The following is a 26,910-nucleotide window of genomic DNA, read 5'->3' as shown; positions in this document are numbered from 1 at the left end:
GGTTAGTCGAAGAACAATTTACGGTACACAAGGCTTTCTCCTCCACTACGAAATTCACCTGGCGTAACGCCGGTTAAGCTGCGAAAGGCTTTGATAAAATAACTTCCGCTGGAATACCCGACTTGCTCGGCGATGACTTCAATGCTAAGCGTAGTTCCGCGCAGCAGTTCCATTGCTTTCTCGGTACGTAGACGGGTCAGATAAACACCTGGCGTCAAACCTGTACTGGAGGAAAAGCGACGTATAAAATGATATTTGGAAAGGGAAACATGCTCCGCAAGGTGATCGATACTGATCATCTTGGAGTAGTTGTGTTCTATGTATTCAACGGCTATTTGAATGTTTTCAGACCAATTCTCCCTGTTGCGCAATGTTGTTTTCTGTAATCGCGTCAATTCTGTCATGAATTGATATACGCTCGATGATGCGATCAGAGGATCAGTGATTCTACCTGCCGCCGCATCAGTCACGATCATCCGCAACAGTCGGATCGGTGTACAATCAGCGGGTAAATTGGGAACTTCTCCAGCTTCCCGAAGGAATTTTCGCCAATGGGGCAGAATAAGAGTTGGCCTGAACAGCAGGAACAGAAACTCCCAAGGTTCTTTTGATGCTGAATGGTAGTAATAGTGATGTGCTCCTGGAATTTCTGCCAAAAAAGCTTGTCCTGCGGTAACATGATGAATGCGATTATTCGACTCAAATACCCCTTCACCCGAGATTGTATATTGGAATAACAGGAGAGGCCCGTCCGAACGTTCGAGTCCATCCCAATGATAAGAAGGATCGGTTATTGAATCACATCCTGCCGCATACAGTACACATAGTTGGAGCTCCTTGTCTTCCGCAAATCGAAACCCATAGGTTCCTCTAGGGATATTCATGTCAGCTCTCCTTGTTGCCCTGAATTTTTACTGCGCTCCGCGAATGAAAATATCAACTAGTCTTTGGCCTAGTGAAAAATTGGAACCATATTTATGCAGGTTATCTTCCCGATTACCCATTAACATCAATGTCGAGAAGGTCTCTGCCAGGAAATACGGATCGTCCTTCCGCAGTCTGTTTTCATCCATTGCCCGTTGGAAATGGGAGGCTAACACTTCGTGAATCTGATGCTCCGCGTTGCGTATATCCTGAATTTGAGCTGGTTCAAGAAAAGGCTCAGCTTCTCTGAGCATGGTTTCAATCTCCGCATGTGGATTTCCCAGTCTGGCCTCTGCCAATCGCACAAGCCCCGACTCCAGATTCTCGGCTTGATCAAGCATATGCGAGGTTAACCGACTCACATTCTGTAGCATCGTTGTAAAGGCAACCTTAAAAAGCTCTGGTTTGCTGGTGAAATGATAATAAATCGTTGGTTTTGACACGTTACATGCTTTGCCAATTTGATGAAGCGTGACTGTTTCGTAGCCATACTCCATGAATAGCTTTGAAGCTGTTTGAATGATGGTTTGCTGAATAGAGATATCGTCGTCAGCGTGTTTCGGTCTTCCAGGTAAACGTTTCGTTGATTTTTCTGTCATTGGATTTCCCTCCATGAATATTTTATGACAAATAACGATAGTAAGCAAAATCATCTTGTTATTATACTTACCGGTAAGTATAATTATGAAGAGTTAAAAAAGACATATCATTATCCTCATACTAAGGTGGTTTTAAGGTTGAAAACAGCACAACGTACAAACAAATGGAAAAAGATAATCATGTGGGCAATCTTGTCCATCGTTATCATCGTGGCCGGTGTATACGTATATCTCAATTCGGTTACGTATAGTCCCTCTGAGCGAGCTGAAACGGCGATGACAAGTGATGCTCAGGTTAATGTCACCAAGATTAAGGACGGTTACCGATTTGAACCCGTGGGTACCAAGGTAACAGAGCCGAATATTATTTTTTATCCAGGCGGTCTGGTTGAACCTGAAAGTTATTCTCCACTTGCGAGAGAAATGGCAGAACAGGGTCACCGTGTATATATCGCAAACATGCCAATAAACTTGGCGATTTTCGGTCAAAATAAAGCTGATTCCTTTATCGAGGAACATCCTAACGAAGCGTTTGTTATTGGCGGCCATTCATTGGGAGGGTCATTCGCAGCACGGTATGCTGCAGAGCACAGCGATAAGCTGGAAGGCGTCTTTTTCTTGGCTTCCTATGCTGATGAAGGAGGCAGCTTGAAAACTACGGAATTGTCTATCTTACAGATTACAGGCTCGGATGACGGAGTCCTTAACAGGGAAGACTGGGAGAAGGCCAAAGCAAATCTTCCGGAAGACACGACATATGTGAGTATAGAGGGTGGAAATCACGGTCAATTTGGCTCATATGGCATGCAAAAAGGAGATAATCAACCTGCAATTACGGAAGAAAAGCAGTTGGAAGAGGTTGTCGTAGCACTGGAGAACTGGATGGATAAATTAAAATAAACTATTAAATGAATGTATTGAATGGTAATGATCGCGGTACGATTAAAGTCGCTATTTTAGCGGCTTTTTTGTTGTAGGCATACGAGTATGCCTCAATAGAGCAGGGTTAATTGCTTTTATTAATTGAAATTCAACTTCATAATAGGCTTACAGAATTGCTTTAATTACCACAAATCGTTAACATTATAAGCATTGTCATCGAAATAGTAGCAAAACGGAAGACAGCAAGAGCAACAACATCAAAAGGAGAAAAGATTATGTTTTTCAGAAAATTTGCTTACACATTATTGATCGTCATCGCCGCATTATTGTTCTCGGGTTGTACATCAGAGTCTGTGCTTGATCTCGGAGCACCACAAGTTTCGAAGGATATGGGATTTGATGAGGTTGCGAATTATATCTCGGAGCACAATGAGCTCCCACCAAATTACATGACCAAGAAAGAGGCCAGAGAACTGGGCTGGGAACCAAGTGAAGGGAATTTACATGAAGTAGCCCCAGGCAAAAGCATCGGCGGCGACGTGTTCAGGAACCGGGAAGGGTTACTCCCCAACAAAAAAGGCAGGATATGGTACGAAGCCGATATAAATTACTCAGGAGGACGGCGCGGAAGCGACCGAATTCTATACTCGAATGACGGTCTAATCTACCAGACGACAGATCATTATAAGTCATTTGAACAGTTAAAATAAACGGAGGAAATGATATGAGCATCATTCAGATTAACGGAAACGACTTTCACAGCAAGGAAGAGCTTCATCAAATTTTGCAGAACCAGCTTGAGTTAGACGAGAGCTATGGAGGCAATTTGGACGCACTATGGGATGTCTTAACTGGGGCTGTAAGCATGCCGCTTACTGTTCAATGGATTGGTTTTGAGAAAAGCAAAGAGATTCTTGGAGATTACGCTGACCAAGTCATGGAATTGTTGCGTGATGTGGAAGGGGAGATCCAAGGATTTACGGTGGAATTATATTATTGAAAAGTAGGTTTGGCTTTATGAGGCGATGGGCAACCATCGCTTTTTTGGTCTTCACATTTTTACGGAGACTCATGTCTAGATCATGCTATTTTCATGGCTTAATAATCAAGGTTGGGGTTATTAGATTTCCTTATACTTTAAACATGGAATAGGGTAGGCAGGATTGTATTCGTTTACTAACAGTTAAATATGTAAGCGTATACTATTTCAAAGCGAACCATCGTAATGTCTGGATTGGTTATACGACTAACACCATTTAGGGGGCAGAAAAATAATGAAAGCCATTTCAAAAATGCTAGGAGCATGTCTCGTAACAAGTGTTGTGCTAGTTTCCACCGGTTGCGGAAACGCTGGAGAGAATTCCGAATCTAATACGAGTGACCCCAACAGCCCAATCACATTCACCTACTTCGGCGCAGATGCAAGTCCCAACTGGAACAAAATGCAGGATGCGGTAGGGAAGAAAATTACGGAAGAAACCGGTGTAAGTATTGATGCAGAATTCGATATTTCGAGCGGAGGCGGAAACGACCGCATTTCCCTGATGGCTGCCAGTGGCGATTATCCGGATTTGATCTTTCCCAAAGGTAACTTGACCAGACTCGTTGATGCCGGTGCAATGATTGATTTGACGGATCTGATTGAAGAACACGCACCCAATTTGAAAAAGATCTACGGTGAGCAATTCAATCGGTTGAAATACAGCAATAACGATCCTTCAATCTATTGGATTCCGACAAATGGTGCGATCGATCAGGTCAGCTTCGATGCCACGAATGGTACCGCCATTCAACATCGTGTAGTCAAGGAACTCGGGTATCCTGAGATCAAAACCTTAAACGATTTCGAAAATGTGCTACGTGAATATTACGAGAAACATCCGACCACAGATGATGGCCAACCCACGATTCCACTGACGCTTAGTGCAGATGGATGGCGGCGAATGATCACGGTTACTGATCCCGCTGTCATGTCTACTGGAGGACCTGGAGATGGCGAGTATTTCATCAATCCTGACACCTACGAAGCCGTTCTGCATTACAAACGTCCCGAGGAGAAGGAATATTTCCGGTGGTTGAACAAGATGTACAATGAAGGCTTGCTGGACAAGGACAGTTTTGTTCAGAAGGATGACCAGTATAAGTCCAAAATCGCCAGTGGACGCGTGTTATCCTTGCTTGATCCAAGCTGGGGATTCAGTGATGCGGAAAATGCGTTGAAAAGCGCTGGAAAGGACGATATGACCTACGGATTCTATCCGGTAACGCTAGATGACAGTTTTCAGCGTAAAGATTTCCAAAATATCGGCTTTGATGGTTATGGCATTGGCATAACAGTCGATTGTGAAGACCCTGTCCGTGCCATCAAATTTTTGGACTGGATGTCTTCTGAAGAAGGGCAAGTATTGAGAAACTGGGGCGTTGAAGGCGAGCAATATAACGTGGAAGACGGTGTTCGCACCATCCCGGCCGATGTACAGGAACGTAAAAACAAAGACAATAACACATTCACCAAAGAAACCGGAGTAGGCTTGTATTACATTTTTGGTGCTCACTACGGGGATGGCGTCAAAGATTCAACGAATAACTACTATACTACGAATTATCCTGAACAGATTCAGCAAGGTTATTCCGATGAGGAAAAAGAAGCTTTGAAAGGTTATAGCATCACCACATGGAAGGACTTGTTCCCTTCCGAAGAGGAGTTTCCAGTGAAAGAGTGGGGCGCTGCTTACAATATGCCGATTCCTTCGGATAGCGGGGATTATAACGTTGTGTATCAGAAAACGCAGGATATTATTCAGAAACGGATCGCCGAAGCAATTACATCCTCTCCGAGTGCCTTTGAAGGCATATATGACAATATGATTACCGAACTTGATAATGCAGGTGCAGTAGCTATGGAAGAGCAGTATACAGAGTGGATTAAAGATCGCGTTCGATTGTGGACGGGGAAAGAGATCAATTAACTTGCGGATATAATCACAACAATGAATTGTTTGCAGATACGAAGTATGTCAAGAACTAAAAAAACATCGAGCCATGCAGGATGCTTGATGTTTTTTAGTTTACATTGAATGAGCTAGTCATTATTTTGGCAAAGCTTCAATTACATCACGTCTTTGTTTGATATATCTACCGGGGGAGATGCCGACCATTTTGGTAAAACTGCGAATGAAATTGGCATAGTCACTAAAGCCCGATTGAAAGCATGCATCCGTAATACTCATTCCTTCAGACAGGTGGAATTTGGCCCGTTCAATACGACGACCCAAAATGTAGGAACGGATCGTCAATCCAGTATGCTTTTTGAACTGGCGACTGATATAAGTACTGTTCATGTAGAACACTTCGGCAAGTTTGCGAAGTGTAATGTCTTGATTTAGATGTGTTTCAATATAATCCATGGTTTCACGAACCAGTTCAGGCATGATGTCATTGGGAACAAAGGAGTTGTTATGAAACCAGACGTTAATCATGACCAACAATTGGGCGACGGCTGCATTTATTTTGATATCAGTACCATAAGCATCGGAAGCAAGCAATCCTTCCAGTTCGTTCGTACATTGCAGCATTTGGTTCAAGCTATAGTCGTTTAAATGTACGATGTTGCCTGTTCCTTTGGGGCGATGATCAAAACATGACGATAGATTGGTTGATGGTGTGGAAAGCTGAAATAGATAAGTTTTTTTGAGATTGATGGTAATTCGCTCATATTCAGATTCATCCAGAATAAAGGCTCGGTGCATCTCCTCGGGTGACATCACAAGCAAATCCCCCGGCTGTACATGGTAACATCGATTTTCTATATAAAAGTGAACGTTGCCACGAAGAAACAGGTAGATCTCATATGCATTATGTCGATGATAGATCGTTTCCAGCTTATACGTTGTTACGCGGTGCAGATATAAAAGCTCAGGCTGGATGGGATCATAAAAACACTCAGAGGATCCACTCATGAAGTACCTCCCGTCATTTCAAGCAATAAATAGAGCGGTTAACGCAATGAAATTGTACTCAGCTTACCTTAAAATGTAATCATCCTATCATGATACCCTTTGTATTGCAAACGCTTTCTTGTAAAAAGAACAACTAAAAACGATTATAGGGGGATTCTTTCGATGAATCATCATTCTACACCACATGCTGGTGAGCAAAAGCAAGACCAAGCCGCCAATCTGGAGAGTATTCCAGGTGAGATTGGAAAGCTTCGTCCCAACGGTAACCCTCTGGTGGCCCACAAATTCGGAGCCGATCCCTATGCTTTGGTATTTAACAATCGAGTCTACTTATATATGACTAGTGATAAGCTGGAATATGATAAGGGCGGTATTCCTCAGAAAAACAGCTACAGTTCAATCAACCGGATTACGGTCATTTCTTCGGATGACTTAATCAACTGGACCGATCATGGGGAGATTAGAGTTGCTGGACCTCAAGGCGCAGCAACATGGGCTTCGCAATCTTGGGCTCCGGCAGCTGCTCATCGAATTTTGGATGGCGAGGACTGTTTCTTTCTTTATTTCGCCAACAATGCCAGTGGAATAGGTGTCCTGTCTGCACCCACACCTGTAGGTCCATGGATAGACCCTATAGGAAAAGCACTTATTACAAGAGAGACTCCGGGAGTGGAGGAAGTAACCTGGCTATTCGATCCGGCTGTCATTGTAGATGATGATCATCAGGCCTACATATACTTCGGCGGTGGTATTCCACAGGGGAAAGCAGAAAGACCGGATACGGCAAGAGTTATGCGATTGGGAGACGATATGATCAGCGTTGTTGGCATAGCGAAGGTGATTCAGGCGCCTTATATGTTTGAAGATGCAGGGATACATAAATATAATAATAGTTACTACTTTACGTATTGTTCCAATTTTGTTGAGGGTAATCGGCCAGAGGGCAGTCCACCACCCGGTGAAATTGCATATATGACCAGTGTTCAGCCGATGGGGCCATGGACATATCAGGGAACGTTGCTCCAGAATCCGGGCCACTTTTTTGATGTTGGCGGCAATAACCATCATGCTATATTCCAACTGGCCGATCAGTGGTACATTGCCTATCATGCTCAGACATTAAGCCAGGCCATGAATATTCCCGATGGTTACCGTTCGACACATCTGAATCGAGTCGAGCATGATGAGGTCACGGGTAAGATCCAGAAGGTACATGCAGATTATCAGGGCGTACCTCAAATCAAGTGCTTCAATCCCTATGGGTGGGTAAGCGGTTCGACGATTGGATGGAGCAGTAGCGTAACAACAGAGCAATATCTTGACTCTGCTGAGATATCTGCATCCGACTCGAATATCATGTCCGCTAAGCTGCAAAATGACAGCTGGATAGCTCTATCCAAGGTCGACTTTGAAAGTGAAGGACCCACAACCTTTACGGCCATTATTGCGAATCAAGGAAGCGAAGGTACGTTGGAACTTCGGCTTGATCGTGCAGACGGACCATTAATTGCCGAAATCATTGTTCCGACTGCGACCGAATCCCTTCAATGGATGGAACTAACAACGAATGTTACGGGTGCGAAAGGTGTGCAAGACTTGTATATTAAGTTTGAAAATTCAACAGACAGCTCAACCATCCTTTTAAGAGAATGGAAGTTTAACAGAAAAAATGAGGTGTAATTGAAACATGTATCCGAATCCGATTATTTGGGCTGATTACCCGGATCTTGACGTTATTCGTGTAGAGGACACATATTATATGGTTAGTACAACCATGCATATGATGCCGGGATGTGTCATCCTGCGTTCATATGACCTGATCCATTGGGAAGTAGCCACATATGTATACGACACATTGGACGATACGCCTGCTCAGCGGCTGGTGGATGGTCAGCACATTTATAGCAAAGGCATGTGGGCTGCATCGCTCCGCTATCATCAAGGGATGTTCTATGTGATCTTTGTGGCGAATGATACCCGTAAGACATACTTGTATACGTCAACTTCCATCTCGGGAGTGTGGAAGAAACAGATCGTGGAAGGGTTTTACCATGATTGCTCCTTATTTTTTGACAATGATGAACGAGCATATCTCGTGTACGGTAATACCGAGATCTATCTTACCGAATTAAGCTCTGATCTGTCCGGGCCCAAACCTGGTGGAGTGCATCGCTTGATTGTAAAAGACGAGCAGCCTCATCACCTTGGTTATGAAGGAGCACATTTTTACAAGATCAATGGTAAATATATTGTGTTCCTGATTCATATAACAAAAGCTTCCGGACGGAGAACACAGGCGTTTTATATGGCAGACTCTCTGGAAGATGTCTTCACTGGTGGAGAAGTATTCAATGACGATATGGATTATTTCAATTCAGGTGTTGCTCAGGGCGGTATCGTGGATACGCCGGATGGAGACTGGTATGCAATGCTGTTTCAGGATCATGGGGCTGTTGGCCGGGTTCCTGTTTTGGTTCCGCTACACTTTGATCAAGGTAAACCGGTCTTTGCAAGCAAAGCGCCGAAACAGATTGATATCCCGAGCACTAGACCAGAGCACCGTTATAACCCTTTAGTGGGTAGCGACAGTTTCAATTATGAACCTGAGGAAGATGGAAGCATCCGCCTCCGTGATTTTTGGCAATGGAATCATACACCTAATCATGAACTCTGGTCCGTCACAGAGAAATCGGGGGTGTATCGTGTTCGAACGGGACAGATCAGCCCCAATCTGACGTTTGCGGTAAACACACTGACCCAGCGTTCAATGGGACCCGCTTGCGAAGCAATGGTTACGCTTGACGGCAGTCGTCTGAATGATGGGGATTATGCCGGGTTGTGCTTTCTGATCGGTTCGTACGGTATGATCGCTCTTACGAAGCAGGACAGCAAGTTTTACTTGGTCATGCATGCCAGAGATAGTGAGGATTCAACCATATTTGGCAATCTGATCGACCAGGAGCCAGCCACTGAACATGAACGTATCCCGGTTTCAGATCCAGTAGTTAAACTAAAAGCATTCGGAAATTTTGAGAACAATCTGGATGAGTGCTCTTTTGCCTATTTCGATGGGGATGAATGGAGAGATATAGGGATTGTCCACAAAATGATATATAAACTGGATCACTTTATGGGTTGCCGAACGGGGGTGTTTGTATATTCAACTGAAATGGTTGGAGGAACAGCTGACTTTTCAAATTTCGAATATCGCGTGATTAATCCTGATGAGAAACAATGAAAATACGTAAAAGCCGCCCAACGGCGGCTTTTCATATTCAATGAGTACAAGTTGTTGTACAATGATATGGATTCAAAGTTGACAGAGAGAAGAGAGTTGTTCAAACCGAACTGGGGGCATGTCGTCATGTACAAGAGATGTCTGGACATAACAAGATGGACCTTCATTCTGTTCCTTGCTGTGTCCATACCAGCAGGTCATACTGAAGGTAATACCAAACAACATCATCCGCAGCAAGATGGGCAGCAGATTCAACTTCCAGGTACGTATGAGAAGTATTCTCCTCCCATCGTGGTCTCTTTTGTCAGGGAAACCGGAGATGACCTTGAGCGCATGATTAGTCAGTTACCTGGTGAGACGATACTGGATAATCGCTGGACTCGTTTGTACGAGAAAGAGCTAGGTATTCAAATTCACTATGACTGGATTGCTAATGGAGATGTATACAATCAGAAATTGGGTGTATCCCTTGCTGCAGGAGGTTTCCCAGATGTGGTAAAAGTAAATCCATATCAACTTAGACAACTGAGCAACGCTGGAATGATCGAAGATTTAACCCATGTGTACCAAGAGCATGCTTCACCACTTACGAAGAGTATATTGGAGGCGGAGGGAAGAGGCGCATTTGATGCGGCAACCATTGATGGCAAACTCATGGCTATTCCTGAATCATCTTCCTCCATTGAGACTGCACAGTACCTGTGGATTAGAACCGATTGGTTGGAGCATCTGGGGCTACGGCCACCTGAAACGATGGAAGAACTTCTCCAGATTTCGAAAGCGTTTACAGAGGGTGATCCCGACGGGAACGGAGAGCAGGATACGTATGGACTTGCGCTAACGAATCATCTATGGGATCCAGTTATGGGAGCAGCAGGATTGATGTCAGGCTACGGTGCCTACCCTAATATATGGGTTAAAGATGCAGAAGGAAACCTCACTTATGGAGGCATACAGCCTGAAGTTCGGGAGTCTCTGAAAGCACTGCAAACGATGTATCGTGAAGGCCAACTTGATCCGGATTTCGGTTATAAAAGTGGAAGCAAGGCCTTTCGTCTGGTTCAGGATGGAAAAATAGGGATGCTCTACGGCGAACAGTGGACATCCTTTATGCTTCAGACCACCCGTGATACAGATATAGATGTAGAATGGCAGGCATATCCCATTGTTTCCAAGTCGGACCGGAGACTGTTCGTACCGCTACGTTCCAATACCGGGCAATACTTTGCTGTAAAAAAGGGGTTCGCTCATCCGGAGGTAGTTGTAAAGCTCATGAATCTGCATCTGGACATCAACTGGGGCGATCAGGCACAGTACGAAACGTACTATAATGACGACTCCCGAGCTGTATGGATGCTTTCACCGGTGACTCCATTTCCCGGTAATAAAAACATAGATGCATACAAACAAATTCGTGATGCCAGAAGTACAGGAGACTTCTCGGCTCTGCAGAATGAAGCTCTCGCCATTCACAAACGCATTGTGGCCTATGAATTGGAAGATGTAGAGAGCGGCTGGGGCTGGAAACAAACCTATGGGCCTTCGGGTGCTTTTAGCATTGCAGATTCTTACGAGAAGAACGGCCAACTTCTCTATGATCAGTTCACGGGTGGAATTACGGACACAATGGTTGATCGGCAAATTATTCTTCGGGATCTTCAGCTGGAAGCCTATATGAACATTATTCTAGGCAGGTCGATAGATGAGTTTGATCAATTCGTTGAGAACTGGCGCAAGCTGGGGGGAGATCAGATCACATCGGAAGTTAACGCGTGGTTTCGCACCAGTAAGCCAAAGGAGCACTAATGTTCACTTTACTCATACGAGGAACCAACTCAGCCTTTGGCATTGGAGGTGAATGCATTGATCAAGATCCCTGCTAAATCATGGCTTAACAGTATATTTGCGCGATTGATAATCACCTATCTGGTATTTGTGCTCCCCCTTATTCTTCTTGGCGTGTATCTGTATCATTGGAGTTATGACAATGCAAGCCAGGAAATATCGTTGTCAACGGAGAGACGGTTGAACCAATACGTGGTGGAATTGAACAGAGAGATGGAATGGATGGAATTACAGCAGTTTGATATCGTTGAGGATCGAAAACTCAATCGTCTGGCCATTCTCTGGGACATGATGGATCAGGTTGAGCGGCGTGATACATTAAATTACCTGACTGAACGACTCGCTTCATTCAAGAATAGTACTGCTTATATCAAAAACGTTCATGTACATATCCCTTCGGTTGGCAAGAGTATATCCGCGATCCAAGGCATCGATGATTTCGATAAAAGTTCATATCTATATTTCAGTTCAGGCATGCAAGGAAAAGGTACACGTTTTACTGTGAAAGAGGACGCCTTGAACTTAAGTGCCGTCAGGCTGACAGGCACGAGAGGAGACCCCCCGCTTTTTGTCATTCAAGTGGAGCTGGATACATACCATTTTCAGAATGAACTTACACGGCTTAATTTGTACCCGGAGAGTTCAACTTTTCTGATTGAGGACAAAACGGGGCATGCCATCACAGATAAACATCAAGCTAGTGTTATTCTCGCGAATTACCGTGAGCACAGTGTAAAGGGCACACTTGATGGATTTCGGATGAAGGTGGGGGACACCATGTACCATGTTAGTCAGTTGCATATGGACTCCCTGGGCTTATCCGTAGCTACATATCTACCCGAGGCAATTGTTACCAAGCCACTTAGCAAGTTCTATCATTGGGCTTGGCTGTTTGCAATTACATCATTTGTTGCCATCACGGCGTATCTCTATTCAAGTTACAAGTTAATTCATATCCCGTTACTGTTGTTGGTGAAAAGATTCAAAAAAATGGAGGGAGGCATGCTTGATGTCCCCATTGCGCATAACCGAAAGGATGAATTTGGCTTCCTCTACACCCGTTTCAATCTAATGATTGAAAATCTTCAATCCCTGATCGACCGTGATTTCAAGAAAACACTGATGATGCAGCGGGCCGAGTTGAAACAGCTTCAATCGCAGATTAATCCTCATTTTCTGTACAACAGCTTCTTTATTCTGAATTCACTGGCAAGGACAGGAGAAACCGAACGTATTGAGCAATTCACGAACATGCTTGGAGAGTATTTCAGGTTCATTACCCGGAATGAAACCGATCATGTGAAGTTGAAAGTGGAAGTTGAGCATTCACGAATCTACACAGAGATTCAACAATTACGTTTCTCCAGACGAATCAAAGTTGATTTTGGGTCACTACCTGCTGAGATGGAACACATTAAAGTCCCCAGACTCATTATTCAACCCATTATTGAGAATGCCTACGAACACAGCCTCGAAAAGAATACGGACTCCGGTCTTCTCATTATTGGGTTTAATATGGAAGGTTCATATGCCGAGATCACCGTAGAGGATAATGGAAATGAGTTGGACGAGCAACACATTCAAACTCTTCAACAACGCTTGCATAAGGACGGAGGTACAGAAGAAATGACCGCGTTAACAAATATTCATCGACGTCTGATCCTGACGTATGGAGAAGGAAGTGGCCTTTTCCTATCCAGAAGTGAACTGCAAGGATTAAAAGTCACAATTCGAATCCAGTGGAAAGAGGGAGAAAACGAATGTATCGACTTTTGATTGTAGATGACGAGGAGATTATTACGGATAGTCTCTATGAAACGTTCGCCAGACATATACCCGACCAGCTTGACGTATGTAAGGCCTACTCTGCAACAGAAGCCTTGTCCTGGATGCAGCGTTCGAGAATTGACATTGTTCTAACGGACATCCGTATGCCGGGCATGAGTGGCTTGGAACTGACAGAGCGGATTCAAGCCAGTTGGCCGAATTGTCGCGTCATTTTTCTGACAGGACATAGCGATTTTGATTATGCATATCAAGCTTTTCAGATGGCCAATGTGCGTTACTTGCTCAAAACGGAGGGCTATGACAAGGTGATGTCGGTTGTAGAAGATGTGATGGAAGAGATCCGGCGAAGTCACAGCATGGTTGAGTTGTTGGAACATTCTCATAAAGTCAACTCGGAGCTTGCACTGATTCAGCAAAAAGAATATTTGCGGAAACTACTTCAAGACTGTACAGCGGTTATAGATTCTACTATGGATATGCAGGACGAATTATTCAGACGAGATATAAAATTACAGGTCCACTCGCCTGTTTATCTCATACTGGGTCGGTTCAATAATCTGCCAGAAAAAGGTTCGGACCTCACACAAGTTCAGGAATCTGTTCGCATTATCGGCTCTTCTCTGATGAATGAGCGTACAGTGTGCGCAAGTGTAACGGACCATTATGGGGATACGATCTGGCTGCTTCAGCCGAAGCAGGAGGAAGAGATGACAAATGATAAACTTGTGCGATTTCTAGAAGGTACACTGGAACTGGTACAGGAAGCATGCATGGTATCACTCGGCGTATCCATTGCTTTTTCATTAAGTAGTCGAAGCTGCAATTGGTCCGTGTTAACCAAACAATATGAACGTCTGAGATTACTCCAGTGGATGAAAATTGGGGATGGTGTATCCATGGTACTCACGGATCATCGCAATGATCTCTCATCTGATGTACCCAAAGAATCCATGCGGATCTCAAACCGGATCGAGATTATGTCAGGATATTTGGAAACGGGACGAATTCAGCCATTTTACGATATATTTGAGGAGCTTGCAGGCGAACTGCTGCAACAGGATATTACGATGGAACGTGCCATGGAGACTTACTACAATCTGGCTTTATTATTGCATTCAACAATCAATCGTTGGGGTCTTCAACAGAAGATCCCGGATCAACGAAGCTTGCTGCACTTAGGGGAGTATACATGCATGAAGGATGCAGTACAATTTCTATATCGTGCTGCCGATGAATTAGTCCGCTACAAAAGATCAAATGAACAGGAACGCGCTAACGTTGTCATTCATTCCTTATGCAGTTACGTCAAGGAGAACCTGGAGAAAGATCTCTCTCTGGTGAAATTGGCAGAACTTCATCATTTTAATCCATCCTATCTGTCGCGATTCTTTAAGCAGGAAATGGGAATAAACCTGTCAGAATTTATTGACGACTGCCGAATAAAGAGGGCCAAAGAATTGCTTCAGAACACAAATCTTATGGTACGTGAGGTCGCACTTCAAGTGGGGTACGAGGCTGCACATTCGTTTACCCGACTTTTCAAGAAAATAACGGGAATGACTCCCCAAGAATACCGGGAATCCCTTTTGGTACGTTAATGGTGAATACTCTGGAATTGACCAAACCCAAATAACCACAAAAAAACGCAGGAAGAAGAATACATCCTGCGTTTTTTTGTGGTTATTATCCAATTGATAAACAAACCGATTCGGCAATCCACCTTTAGGCCGTGTGGATTTTTTGTCGTCTATAAGCATTGGGACTTGATCCGGCATACGCTTTGAACTTTTTATAGAACCAATCAATATCCTTATAACCTACCTCAATAGCAATCTCATATATTCGCAGATTCGTGGAAGACAACAACTGCTGGGCCTTTTCCATACGTTGCTGGAGCATATAATCATTGAAAGACATCTTCTCTTCCAGCTTGAACTTCTGTCCAAGGTACGCACAGTTAAAATGAAGCATGTCAGAGATCTTCTTCAGCGTGATTTCATCACTCAGATGATCCCTTACATAAGCCTTGACGATACGAATAACATGACTGGAGTGCATGGGCTTACCATTCATTTGAACGGGGGTTTTGAAGAACGACGACGTTTTGTGTGCCGGGTCCGTTTCAAGGTGGGATCTAAGTCCATGCAGACTGTTAAGTAAAGAAGAGGGACTAACAGGATACGGTAGATAATCATTTACCTGATACGTCAGGGCTTTACGTACAAACCTGAAGTGATCTCTTCCACCCATCAGGAGGATGGGTATCTGACTTTTTTTTCGAATGTCGTTGCATAACCAGAGCCCTGCGGTATCAAACCTCTCTGTATGTACCATAACAAGGGAAAAGTCTCGTTCTGACAATGCGGTCAAAGCCTCGGCCGATGAGAACACACAATTTGCGATAGTATATTGAGCTTTGCTCCGTAGCAACATCTGTTGCAACTCTCCGCACAAACGACGGCTGAAATCCACAAGTAAAATATCATACATGAAGCAATACCTCACCTTCTGCTGAATTGTAATGCGCTAGATTAACTGAAATTTTGACTTAATTTCATTATGGTAATAAAAGAAAGCGCATACAATGTGCATATTTTTGTAGACAGTGCATTTCTTTACCAATTAAAACCTATAATGCACTTTGCTCGCACAAAATTACGCGAATCTATACTCAGCCCGGGTAAACATCTGTATTCTGGCAGGTTGTTTACGCTTTCATTTGAACGATACACTGTGATAGCAAACGACAATCAGGGGGGAAGACGATGAGAAAAAACAAGTTTATGCTACTGAGCCTGGTATTTGCGGTCTTGTTGGTGATTGCTGCATGCAGTTCTGCACCTACCGCTCAACCCGAGCCGGAAAAGACAACACCACAGGAGGAACAAACATCCGCGGAAACCGAGCCCAAGAATGAAAACTCAACGCCAGAAATGGATTTTGACATGGGCGGCAGAACGATCAAGGTTGTTGCTTGGTGGGACATGGAAATACAGGGGAACAACCCGGACAACATTCAACGCCTTGAGAATCTCGAAGCACTGAAGAAAAAACACAATTTTAATATTGAATATGTTTCCATCGATTTTGGTGAATATCAGGAAAAAGTAGTTGCTTCTCTGATGGCCGGTGAACCGCTTGGCGATCTTGTGAGACTGGGCAAAAACTATGCCATCCCGGCATTGACCAAACAGGATCTGTTATGGCCGGTGGATGATTATATTAAAAACGACAAGGTATTCAACCAGAAAACAACCAAGGAATACATGCAGTATGAAGGCAAAGGTTATGGCTTTACCGAGGACCAGTCCTCGTTTATCAACGGGATTTTCTATAATCGCACGCTCATGCAAGAGCTCGGCTTGAAGCCACTTCAGGAGTATGTGGATGCCGATGAATGGAACTGGGATACGTTCCTCAGTGTTGCCAAACAAGCAAACAAGGATCGAAACAATGATGGCAAGCTTGACACTTGGGGACTCGCTCAAACGGGCTTGCTGGAACCGATTCTGTATTCCAACGAGGCTTCTCTGACCAAAGAGGATAAGCAGAACCTGGAAGATCCAAAAACGAAAGAAGCGTTGAACTTCCTGTCCAAACTGGCTACCGAGAAGGTCGGAAGGGCTTCTGAGGGCGGCGACTGGACAGAGCCATCCACGTTCTTCCGTCAAGGTAACACCTTGATGTATTCAGGTGCCATGTACGAAGTCGAAGGCATTATGACGGATATGAAGGACTACGATATTGGTTTTGTACCGTTTCCAAAAGGTCCAAGTGCAACAGCGTATCACTCCGGTGAGTCACGTTACCAAGCTATAACGATTCCAAAAGCGGTAGAAAATCCGGAACAACTGATGTACATCTGGGAGAAAATTAACGAGATCGATTCGATCTATGAGTATCCGGGACAATCGACACTGGAGACACATCTGACCGATGAAGCAGATATCAACAATGCCAGAGAGGTCGCGGAAGGTATGTTGGTTCTCGACCATAACACATTCCCGTCCTTGCCGTTCTGGGACTTTGATGCGGAGCTCAAAGAAGGGGTATCCGTGTCAACGCTGATTGAGAAATACAAGGCTCCTTTCCAGGCTTCGATTGATGAGGTATACAAATAAGTATCACGTTACACGGGCAGAACGCACCAGTGAAGGTGCGGTCTGTCCGGGTTAGTCAATCGTCCAGTTCTCGCAACACTTAGAGGAAAGGGGATACATTCAAACATGCGGTCACGTAAGAAAAAGGGACTAATCCTGGTGCTTGTCCTGGCCTTGGTGCTCTCCATATGGACACTATATCCATCGCGGGATCGTAATCCGGGAACGGTACATGCGCTTGAGGACTTTGAGGCGGTATCGGGAACCGAGGATTCATTCAGTTATGAGCATTATCTGACTGCTTATGACAATACGGCCAAACCGGATGATATTGTACGCATCGAAGGCGAATCTTATGTTCAGGCAGAGGATGGGGAATTTGAGGTTGTGCAAGGGTACGCCGGATTAGACGGAAGTGCCGTAATTACGCCAGAAACTGGAACCATTCGCTGGGATGTTCCCGTTCAAGTGAGCGGTTTGTACAACATTCGCATTCACTATTATCCCGTAGAAGGCAAAAGCTCCGGGATCGAACGCAGGCTTGAGCTTAACGGCAAGGTCCCGTTCAGAGGGGCCGATATTCTTCTGTTTGACAGAGTATGGGGGAATCGTGAGGATAACGTCCGACAGGACGATCGTGGCAACGAGCTTAGACCAAGACAAGTGGAACAGCCCGAATGGCAACTGACTTCCTTCAAGGACAGCGCAGGGTACTTCGAGGAACCGTTTCAGTTTTATTTTGAGAAAGGCAGTCAGAAGTTATCGCTCACTTCATTAAGAGAAAGCATGGCGATTGATTATATCGAGCTGTATCAAGAAAGCGAAGTTCCTTCCTATGCAGAGCTGGAGCAGACCTATGCCTCACTCGGCTTGAAACAAGCCGCTCCTGTCATGCTGAAAGTACAGGGGGAGGAAGCTGTCAGTAAGTCATCCCCTACACTGGCACCAGTCTCGGACCGATCAAGCCCTTCACTCGAGCCTTATAATGTATCGAAAATTCGGATGAACGCCATCGGGGGCATTAACTGGAAACTGCCGGGCGAATGGATTGAATGGGAAATTGACGTGCCTGAAGACGGATTGTATCAAATCGCGCTTAAGGTGAAGCAGGATCAATTGCGTGGCATCTATGCCACCCGTAGTCTGACGATTAACGGCGAAGTTCCGTTTAAAGAAATGAAACGAATCCGATTTAACTACAGCCCGGCATGGCAAACTCAGGTGTTGGGTTCGGGAGAAGATCAGCCATATCAGTTTCATCTGGAAAAAGGAAAACACCGAATCCGAATGACGGTTACACTTGGCGATATCGCTCCGCTGCTTCGGACCGTGGAATCCAGCGTGCTGGAACTGAATGAGATGTATCGCAAAATATTAATGATCACCTCCAACAGTCCGGACCCACTGCGGGATTACCAGCTGGAACAGCGTATTCCGGAGATGACGGAGGTGTTTGAACAACAAGCCGTCACCTTGCGCTCCGTTGCAGATTACCTGGAAAAAGCCACGGGTGAGCAAAGTGACAAAGTGGCCGTACTGCACGCCATGGTATTACAGCTTGAAGATATGGCGGCCAGACCAGAGACGGTTCCCAAACGGCTGGATACGTTCAAAATTAATGTAGGCGGTCTCGGCACATGGATTCTATCGGTACGTGAACAGCCGATTACGTTGGATTACCTTGTCGTATCTCCGCCGGGTGAATCGCTGCCAAAAGCGGAAGCGAGCACCGTCCAGCAGGTGAAGCACGAACTGGGCGCATATATTGCCTCGTATACTGAAGATTATGACAGCATTGGTAACGTGGAACAAAAGAAGGATGCCATCACCGTATGGATCACGACCGGACGGGATCAGGCCCAAGTACTGAAAGGCATGATCGATGATTCGTTTACCCCGGATACGGATGTGTCCGTGCAGTTACGTCTCGTTCCGCCTAATATTTTGCTGCCCGCAACACTCTCGGGAGAAGGACCGGATGTAGCCATGCAGATGGGCGAAGACATTCCAGTCAACTATGCGATGAGGAATGCAACAGCGGATCTGAGCCAGTTCCCCGATTTCGAGGAAATTTCAGGCAGGTTCCGTGAGAGCGGATTGACGCCTTACCGCTACAACGACGGGGTATATGCCCTTCCAGAGCAGCAGCATTTTCCAATGCTCTTTTACCGCAAAGATATTCTGAACGAACTGGGCCTCGAACCGCCGAAAACGTGGCAGGACGTATATAACGCCATCGCCGTGCTGCAGAAGCATAACATGGAGTTTTATCTGCCGATAGAGGATACGCTGAACAATGCCAACCTGGTTCCGAATTCAACCTTTGCCATGTTGTTATATCAGAATGACGGAACGTTCTACACCGAAGACCAGAAGAAAAGTGCACTGGATTCGGAGATTTCAATGGACGCGTTCAAACGCTGGACGCAATTTTATACCAATTACAAGTTTCCACTCAAAGCCGATTTTCCGAACCGCTTCCGTACAGGGGAAATGCCGATCGGAATTGCTGATTACACCACGTATAACATGCTGACGGTTATGGCTCCGGAAATCCGCAATCTCTGGGACTTTACGATTGTTCCGGGTACACAGCTTCCGGATGGGTCCATACGGCATGAAGTGGCCAGCGCTACGAGTGCGGTGATGATGCTCGAAAATGCCGACAACAAGGAAGCGGCGTGGAAGTTCATGAAGTGGTGGACTGCTGAGCAGACCCAGATTGAATACGGGAGAGAAATGGAAGGTCTTATGGGAGCGGCTGCCCGTTACCCGACGGCCAATATCGAAGCCTTGAAGCAATTGCCTTGGCCTGTGAAGGATTATCAAAATCTCGAGAAACAATGGGAATGGGTACAGGGAATCCCGCAGCTTCCTGGAGGTTATTTCACGGGACGACATCTGGACAACGCCTTCCGCAAGGTGGTCAATGCTAATGAAAATCCGCGTGAAGCCTTATCGGACTATGTGTTGTACATTGATGATGAAATAGAGTTGAAACGTAAGGAATTTAATCTGAAATAGAGGAAAGGGAGGGTAACGGTTGCAAGCTAAAACTACCAAGACAGCCGCCGCTCCTGCCGTCCAGACCCGCCAGGTCGGCTGGTGGTCCCTATTGAAGCGGGATCTGTATCTCAGCAGGCATTATTATGTATTGATGGCACCGTTTATGCTGATTTTTTTCATGTTTACTGTCATTCCGGTTGGCATTTCACTTGGGCTCAGCTTTTTTCACTTCAATATGCTGGAGCTGCCGCGATTTGTCGGCTGGCAGAACTATTCCCGGCTTTTCCTGAACGATGACGTATTTCTGATCGCGCTCAAAAACACGCTGCTTTTTGCCGTAATTACAGGTCCTCTCAGTTATATTGCCTGCTTTTTGTTTGCGTGGATCATCAATGAGCTGTCTCCTAAAATTCGGGCGGTCATGACGCTGGTTTTCTATGCCCCATCCATATCGGGCAACGTCTTTTTCATCTGGCTGATCATCTTCTCGGGTGACAGCTACGGGTATATGAACGGCTTCCTGATGCGCCTTGGCGTCGTACTGGAACCGATCCAATGGCTCGCAGACGAGAAGTATGTACTGGCAATCGTCATTATTGTACAGCTGTGGCTGAGCCTGGGAACCAGCTTCCTGGCCTTTATTGCAGGACTGCAAACCATTGATCGTTCTCTGGTTGAAGCAGGAACCGTAGACGGGATCAAAAACCGCTGGCAGGAGCTCTGGTACATCACTTTGCCTTCGATGAGACCGCAGCTGATGTTTGGTGCGGTAATGCAGATTACGGCTTCCTTCGCCGTAGCCGAGATCTCCATCGCGCTGGCAGGTTTTCCGAGCGTAAACTATGCGGCACACACAGTTGTCACGCATTTGATGGACTTCGGAACCATCCGTTTCGAAATGGGGTATGCCTCGGCCATCGCAACGGTTCTGTTTGCCCTGATGCTGGGTACAAACGTTTTCACGCAAAAAATGCTTAGAAAGATAGGTGAATGACGATGACCAGCAAAGTACGTGCCGTGTTTGGCATGCCAAAAAGGCTTAATCGGTCATTTACCGTCAGCCTGATGTTATTTGCATTGCTGGGCGTGTTCGGCTCCTTTATGGTGCTTCCGCTCATCTATGCTGTCAACAATGCATTCAAGCCGCTGGATGAGCTGTTTATTTTCCCGCCGCGCTTCTGGGTGAACAATCCAACAACAGAGAATTTTTCCGATCTGATCAACCTCATGGGCAATTCGTGGGTGCCGTTATCTCGCTATATTGCCAACACATTGCTCATTACGATACTTGGCACAGCGGGGCATATCCTTCTTGCATCTGCAGCGGCTTATCCGCTGGCGAAATATCGTTTTCCGGGTTCCAAAGTGTTGTTCACCATTGTCATTCTGTCCCTGATGTTCTCGCCGCATGTTACGGCGATTCCGAACTACATGGTCATGTCCTGGCTTGGCTGGATTAACACTCACGCGTCCATTATTGTGCCATCACTTGCGTTCTCGCTGGGACTTTTCCTGATGAAACAGTTCATGGAGCAGATTCCCGATGCTTTGCTGGAGGCGGCCAAAATCGACGGGGCCAATGAATATCGGATATTCTGGAGCATCGTAATGCCCAATGTGAAGCCGGCATGGCTCACGCTCATGATCCTGCAGTTTCCAGCGTTATGGGGAACGGATGGCGGGAGCTTCATTTACAGTGAAAATCTCAAAACGCTGCATTATGCGCTCAGTCAGATTGTGCAGGGAGGGATTGCAAGAGCCGGTGTAGGTGCGGCTGTTGCCTTGCTGCTGATGATCGTACCAATTACCCTGTTTATCATCTCTCAGAGCAGTGTTATACAGACGATGGCCACTTCGGGCATGAAAGAGTAGAAAGGAGGCAGCGAGGTGCGGAGAAGCACATGGAAAAAACGTAAATCGATCATCATGGGCATGATCTGCCTCCTGTTGTTCGTTCAAGAGGCGCCCTACGTGAATGCAGACGGTAAAACAGATGCGTATCATTATTCCTTCTGGGGTGACGCAGTTCCTTCACCCGCGGCATATGAGGCAACAACCATTATCACCGGCAAGAAGCTGAACACAACTCCTATGAAAGAGCCAAGTGACATGCATGTTACCGCCAATCAGCACGTCTTTGTGCTCGATTCGGGCAATGGCCGCATCATTGAGATGGATCGCAATTTCAAGCTGGTACGGACAATTGATTCATTTGAGCAGGAAGGCAAGGAAGATCATTTCAAAAATCCACAGGGATTGTACGTCACGGAAAAAGGCCATCTGCTGGTCGCTGATTCGGATAATCACCGGGTGGTGCATCTGGATAAACAGGGGAAGCTGGTCAAGATCGTGTCTGAACCAAAATCGGATCTGCTAAAAGCAGACTTCCAGTTTAAACCGATACGGATTGTTATGGACAAAGGGGAGCGTATCTACGTCATGGCCGAAGGCGTATTTGATGGATTCATGGAGTTCAGCGTCGACGGTACGTTCTCTTCCTTCATTGGAGCGAACAGAGTTCAGGTGGACCCGGTGGAGTATCTATGGAAACGGTTCGCAACACGGGAGCAGCGGAGCCAGATGGTGATGTTCACTCCAACGGAATTTACCAATCTGGATATGGATGAAGAGGGCTTTATCTACGCCACTAGCGGGGATCGCGGCAAAGATCCGGTCAAGAAGCTGAATGCCCAGGGCACAGACATTTTGCGCAGAGAAGGCTATCAGACTCCGCAGGGTGACTTGCTGTATACCCAGGAAGCAGGGCCATCTCGCCTGATTGATGTGGATGTGGGTGACAGTGACATGTATTCCGTACTGGATTCGAGCAAGGGCCGAATCTTCACCTACAATGGAGACGGATATCTGCTCCATATTTATGGCGGCATCGGGAACCGGCTGGGCCAATTCAATACACCTGTTGCCCTGGAACGTGCGGGAGACCGGATGTTAGTTCTGGATAAAGCGCTGGGTGAAATCACCGTCTTTCAAACAACTGAATACGGACGTACGCTTCACGAAGCGGTGCGCAGCTACTATAACGGTGATGAAGATCAATCTTCGGTGCTGTTTGCCCAAGCTGCCGAGATGAACGCTAACTTGGAATATGCGTATGCGGGAATTGGCAAAGCATTGCTTCGTCAGAAGGAATACGCCGAGTCTGCGAAATATTTCAAGCGCAGCATGGAGCCCAAAGGGTATTCCAAAGCTTTTCTTTTGTACCGCAAAGAGCTGATGCGTGAGCATTTTTCATGGATGATGTCCGGACTATTCCTGGCTGTCGCTGCGATTGTCACCGTCATCATCGTTCGCAGGCAGAAAAGGAGGACTACGAATGCAGGCATCAAGTAAGCAACTATACCAGTACCCACTGCATCTGATTTTTCATCCGTTTGATGGATACTGGGAATTGAAATATGAACGGAACCAGAGAAACTCACTGCTGATTGCTTTTATGATTCTGGTGCTTCTGGTCATCACCAAAATTTTGCATGCCCAGTACAGCGGTTTTCTCATTAACCTCAGTAATCCAAAGTACCTGAACAGTCTGCTTGAAATGGTGTATGTCATTATACCGGTGCTGTTTTGGTGTGTGGCTAACTGGTCGTTAACCACATTGATGGACGGAGAAGGGAAGTTCTCCGAAATTTTCATGTCAACATGTTTTGCACTGGTACCGATGTTCCTCATTCATTTTCCATGGATTTGGCTGAGTCTTGTGATCTCTGCGCAGGAAACTGCCTTTTATTATTTCTCCAATGCACTTGCCGTTGCATGGACGGTATATCTGTTATTTGTGGGGAATATGACGGTTCATCAGTACACACCAGCCAAAACGGTGCTCACGATGCTGCTTACACTTGTAGCGATGGCGTTTATGGCATTTCTGTGCCTGTTATTCTTCAGTCTTGTACAGCAGATTGTATCGTTTGTCGTAACCATCTATCAGGAATTAGTGCTTCGGGGCTAAGGGAGGAGGAAATTGTTATGAATTATACCGTAGCCAAAAAAATAACAGGAATGCTACTCGCGGGCAGTCTGCTTCTTGGCGGTTGTCAATTCTCGCCAACACCGCTCGCTTACGAGACAGTGACTGCCGCTGATTCGACGGACTTTCCCTCCCTGCCTCCCGGAGAGAAACTGAAATCATCGTTCAGCGATGTCCGCCTTCCCGGCATGGTAGGCATTGCGCAGAATGCTGCGCTGCAGTTGTTTATTCACGAAGAGACTGCCGAGATTGCAGTGATTCACACGCATAGCGGCCAGATCTGGCGCAGCAACCCTGCAGATCGTGAGCAGGATGGGGTTGCAGCCGGGATAAATAAAGACCTTTTGTCATCACAAACGAAGCTCAGCTTCTTCAACAGCCTTGGACAGAGCAGCACCGTGAATTCCTTCACAGATAGTGTTGCACACAAGCAGATAAGCTACGAGGTGCTGCCAGGCGGCGTGCGGGTCCACTACCAGTTTGGGAGCACTGAGCGATCCATCGAAGACTTGCCGATGAAGATCAGCAAGGAGCGATTTGAACAAAAGCTGCTTGCACAGCTAGACAAGGCCGGGCAGCGGGCCTTGAAGGTGGGCTATGCGGAAGACAAGGATGAAGGCGCTTATGTCCGGATTGATAAGGCGATGCAAGGATTGCAGCTGTCCCGGGCCTTGAAGGCTTTTGACACAGCCGGTTACACATCGGAGGATCTGGCTCAGGATCATGCCGAGTTTGGCATTGAAGAGGAACGAAGTGGACCACGTCTGTTTATGCTTACGATGGAATATGAGCTGGATGGAGAGGATCTGCTCGTGCGTGTTCCGTCCTCAGGCATTCATTTTCCGGAGGAATATCCGATCAACAGCATATCTGTATTGGATTATTTCGGGGCCGGGGGTTCAGATGAAGAGGGCTCCATACTGGTGCCAGACGGTTCGGGAGCGCTGATCCATTTTAACAATCGCAAGTTGCAGTATCCTGCCTATCAACAAGACATATACGGACCGGATATGACCATGAAACTGCGGGAAGCAAGTTCGAATGAAGCCAGAGCCAGGCTGCCGGTATTTGGACTGATTCGGAAAGAGGGAGCTTTCCTGGGCATTATTGAAGAAGGGGATGCCGTTGCAGTGGTGAATGCCGATATCAGCGGCAAGCTGAACAGTTACAACAACGTATATCCAAGCTTCTACGTTGTTAATAAGAGCGATGTGACGCTTCAGGCAAGCGATATGGTCCGTACACTTCCGAAATTCCAGAAGAAACCGACTGTGTCCGACTTCGTTGTTCGATATGCTTTTGTCGGGGCGGATAAGGCCTCGTATTCGGGGCTTGCATCTCTCTATCGGGATTATCTGATGCAGAACGGCGGACTTCCCGAGCTGAATGCCAGCAAGGAGCAGAGTAACGTTCCCTTTTACCTGCAACTGTTCGGCGGCATGACAACACGGAAGCATATGCTGGGCATACCGTACGATTCGACGGAGGCTTTGACGACGTTTGATGAAGCCCAAAACATTCTCTCCGCCTTGACGGAGAAGAAGGTATCCAATATTCAGGTTCGCTATGCGGGATGGTTTAACGGCGGACTTCATCATCGACTGCCGGATTCCATCCAGGTAGACGGCGCGGTAGGCGGGAAAAAGGGATTGCGGGAATTCAGCGCCTACACACAAGAAGCGGGCATCGGCTTCTATCCAGATATCGCTCTGCTGAATGTGCAATCCAAAAAAGGGTTTAAACCGTCCAAAGAAGCTTCACGCACATTAACTCAGGAACCGGCGGTCATGTATCCGATGAACCAGGCCATCCAGCGGCGGGACCGGGATCGTTCACCTTCCTATGTGCTTTCGCCCAACTTGCTGGAGGCCGTGACGGCAGACATGTTAGATGAGCTCATGTCCCTTCAAAAGGACGGACTGTCGCTGAGCCTGAATGATCTGGCAGCTCAGTTAAACAGCGATATGAATCCGAAAAAGCTGGTGGACCGAACACAAGCGCTCAGCTCCGTGAAGAAGGCACTTGAACAGATTCAGCAGCAGGCTGGCTCGCTTGTTGCTGAAGGCGGGAACGCTTATGCCCTGCCGTATGTAACTGGTCTGACAGATGCGCCGATGACCAGCAGCCGTTTCAAACTAGAGGATGAAGAGATTCCGTTCTATCAGCTCGTTGTACACGGCAGCATCGGTTATACGGGGACGCCATACAATCTCTCCACATATACCAATGCAAGGCAATATGTGCTGAAACTGATTGAATATGGAGCCAGTCCATACTTTGCATGGTTTAATGCGCCAAACCATGTTGTGAAAGAAACGGATTATGATGATCTCTACGCGGCGAATTATGAACAGTGGATCGATCTGGCTGCTGAAATCTACAATGAGGTGAACCAGGTGAACCAGCCGTTTGCCGGACGTTCCATGATGTCCCATGAATCCCTGGAGGAGGGCGTCTTCCGGACAACATATGAAGGTGGCGGGTTCGTAATCGTCAATTATAACGACTTCCCTGTAGAAGTTGACAACGATACAGTGGAAGCCCAAAGCTATGTGACTGGTGGTGAGCAGCTCTGAAGACG

At 46.2% G+C, this 26,910-nt stretch carries 20 protein-coding genes; 16 read left to right on the top strand and 4 right to left on the bottom strand.

Annotated elements, in window-relative coordinates:
• Positions 1-2: 2 nt before the first annotated feature.
• Entirely contained in the window at positions 3-884 is an 882-nt protein-coding gene (locus tag J7E78_RS24695) for an AraC family transcriptional regulator (RefSeq protein ID WP_215078891.1), read from the bottom strand.
• A gap of 27 nt (positions 885-911) precedes the next feature.
• Positions 912-1,523 (bottom strand): TetR/AcrR family transcriptional regulator, encoded by a 612-nt coding sequence (locus J7E78_RS24690; RefSeq protein WP_215078889.1) that lies wholly within the window; start codon positions 1,521-1,523, stop codon positions 912-914.
• A 138-nt stretch (positions 1,524-1,661) separates the two neighbouring features.
• Here J7E78_RS24690 and J7E78_RS24685 point away from each other — a divergent pair, with 138 nt between their 5' ends.
• The 4 genes from J7E78_RS24685 to J7E78_RS24670 all read left to right on the top strand — a co-directional run bounded on the left by J7E78_RS24685 (position 1,662) and on the right by J7E78_RS24670 (position 5,374).
• Positions 1,662-2,423, top strand: a complete 762-nt coding sequence (locus J7E78_RS24685) for an alpha/beta hydrolase (RefSeq protein ID WP_251035246.1) — start codon at positions 1,662-1,664, stop codon at positions 2,421-2,423.
• A 257-nt stretch (positions 2,424-2,680) separates the two neighbouring features.
• Positions 2,681-3,115: a ribonuclease domain-containing protein gene (locus tag J7E78_RS24680; RefSeq protein WP_215078888.1), complete on the top strand. Its 435-nt coding sequence runs from the start codon at positions 2,681-2,683 to the stop codon at positions 3,113-3,115.
• A 14-nt stretch (positions 3,116-3,129) separates the two neighbouring features.
• Positions 3,130-3,405, top strand: a complete 276-nt coding sequence (locus J7E78_RS24675) for a barstar family protein (protein WP_215078886.1) — start codon at positions 3,130-3,132, stop codon at positions 3,403-3,405.
• Between the two features lie 274 nt (positions 3,406-3,679).
• On the top strand, positions 3,680-5,374 hold the full coding sequence (locus J7E78_RS24670; protein WP_215078884.1) for an ABC transporter substrate-binding protein: 1,695 nt from the start codon (positions 3,680-3,682) through the stop codon (positions 5,372-5,374).
• Positions 5,375-5,494: 120 nt separating this feature from the next.
• Here J7E78_RS24670 and J7E78_RS24665 read toward each other — a convergent pair whose 3' ends face one another.
• Entirely contained in the window at positions 5,495-6,364 is an 870-nt protein-coding gene (locus J7E78_RS24665) for an AraC family transcriptional regulator (RefSeq protein ID WP_215078881.1), read from the bottom strand.
• A gap of 162 nt (positions 6,365-6,526) precedes the next feature.
• Between J7E78_RS24665 and J7E78_RS24660 the strand changes: the two genes are divergently transcribed.
• The 5 genes from J7E78_RS24660 (at position 6,527) to J7E78_RS24640 (ending at position 14,833) form a co-directional block, all read left to right on the top strand.
• The gene (locus J7E78_RS24660) at positions 6,527-8,044 is read left to right on the top strand and encodes a glycoside hydrolase family 43 protein (protein WP_215078879.1); all 1,518 of its coding nucleotides are present in this window, start codon (positions 6,527-6,529) and stop codon (positions 8,042-8,044) included.
• Positions 8,045-8,051: 7 nt separating this feature from the next.
• A complete protein-coding gene (locus J7E78_RS24655) occupies positions 8,052-9,602 on the top strand; it encodes a glycoside hydrolase family 43 protein (RefSeq protein ID WP_215078877.1) in 1,551 nt (516 codons plus the stop codon).
• A 126-nt stretch (positions 9,603-9,728) separates the two neighbouring features.
• The gene (locus J7E78_RS24650; RefSeq protein ID WP_215078875.1) at positions 9,729-11,408 is read left to right on the top strand and encodes an extracellular solute-binding protein; all 1,680 of its coding nucleotides are present in this window, start codon (positions 9,729-9,731) and stop codon (positions 11,406-11,408) included.
• A gap of 57 nt (positions 11,409-11,465) precedes the next feature.
• Complete coding sequence (locus J7E78_RS24645) at positions 11,466-13,223, top strand: sensor histidine kinase (RefSeq protein WP_215078873.1); 1,758 nt, start codon at positions 11,466-11,468, stop codon at positions 13,221-13,223.
• Positions 13,208-14,833: a response regulator gene (locus tag J7E78_RS24640; RefSeq protein WP_215078871.1), complete on the top strand. Its 1,626-nt coding sequence runs from the start codon at positions 13,208-13,210 to the stop codon at positions 14,831-14,833. Before J7E78_RS24645 ends, J7E78_RS24640 begins: the two co-directional genes overlap by 16 nt.
• 124 nt (positions 14,834-14,957) lie before the next feature.
• Here J7E78_RS24640 and J7E78_RS24635 read toward each other — a convergent pair whose 3' ends face one another.
• Positions 14,958-15,725 (bottom strand): helix-turn-helix domain-containing protein, encoded by a 768-nt coding sequence (locus tag J7E78_RS24635; protein WP_047842955.1) that lies wholly within the window; start codon positions 15,723-15,725, stop codon positions 14,958-14,960.
• Positions 15,726-16,000: 275 nt separating this feature from the next.
• On the opposite strand from J7E78_RS24635, the gene J7E78_RS24630 reads away from it, so the two are divergent.
• The 7 genes from J7E78_RS24630 (at position 16,001) to J7E78_RS24600 (ending at position 26,905) form a co-directional block, all read left to right on the top strand.
• Complete coding sequence (locus J7E78_RS24630) at positions 16,001-17,356, top strand: extracellular solute-binding protein (protein WP_215078869.1); 1,356 nt, start codon at positions 16,001-16,003, stop codon at positions 17,354-17,356.
• 105 nt (positions 17,357-17,461) lie between these two features.
• Positions 17,462-20,359 (top strand): extracellular solute-binding protein, encoded by a 2,898-nt coding sequence (locus tag J7E78_RS24625; protein ID WP_215078867.1) that lies wholly within the window; start codon positions 17,462-17,464, stop codon positions 20,357-20,359.
• A 19-nt stretch (positions 20,360-20,378) separates the two neighbouring features.
• Positions 20,379-21,335, top strand: coding sequence for a carbohydrate ABC transporter permease (locus tag J7E78_RS24620; protein WP_215078864.1), 957 nt, complete (start codon positions 20,379-20,381; stop codon positions 21,333-21,335).
• A 2-nt stretch (positions 21,336-21,337) separates the two neighbouring features.
• Positions 21,338-22,213 (top strand): carbohydrate ABC transporter permease, encoded by an 876-nt coding sequence (locus J7E78_RS24615; protein WP_215078862.1) that lies wholly within the window; start codon positions 21,338-21,340, stop codon positions 22,211-22,213.
• A 15-nt stretch (positions 22,214-22,228) separates the two neighbouring features.
• Positions 22,229-23,692, top strand: a complete 1,464-nt coding sequence (locus J7E78_RS24610) for an NHL repeat-containing protein (protein ID WP_215078860.1) — start codon at positions 22,229-22,231, stop codon at positions 23,690-23,692.
• Positions 23,676-24,311 (top strand): YIP1 family protein, encoded by a 636-nt coding sequence (locus J7E78_RS24605; RefSeq protein WP_215078858.1) that lies wholly within the window; start codon positions 23,676-23,678, stop codon positions 24,309-24,311. Before J7E78_RS24610 ends, J7E78_RS24605 begins: the two co-directional genes overlap by 17 nt.
• Before the next feature lie 17 nt (positions 24,312-24,328).
• The gene (locus J7E78_RS24600; RefSeq protein WP_215078856.1) at positions 24,329-26,905 is read left to right on the top strand and encodes a DUF5696 domain-containing protein; all 2,577 of its coding nucleotides are present in this window, start codon (positions 24,329-24,331) and stop codon (positions 26,903-26,905) included.
• The last annotated feature ends 5 nt before the right edge of the window (positions 26,906-26,910 follow it).

It is taken from the genome of Paenibacillus polymyxa, assembly GCF_018614975.1.
GTDB classification, from domain to species: domain Bacteria; phylum Bacillota; class Bacilli; order Paenibacillales; family Paenibacillaceae; genus Paenibacillus; species Paenibacillus polymyxa_E.
The sequence above is the reverse complement of the archived record's forward strand: the minus strand, read 5'-3'. Positions and strand labels throughout refer to the sequence as shown.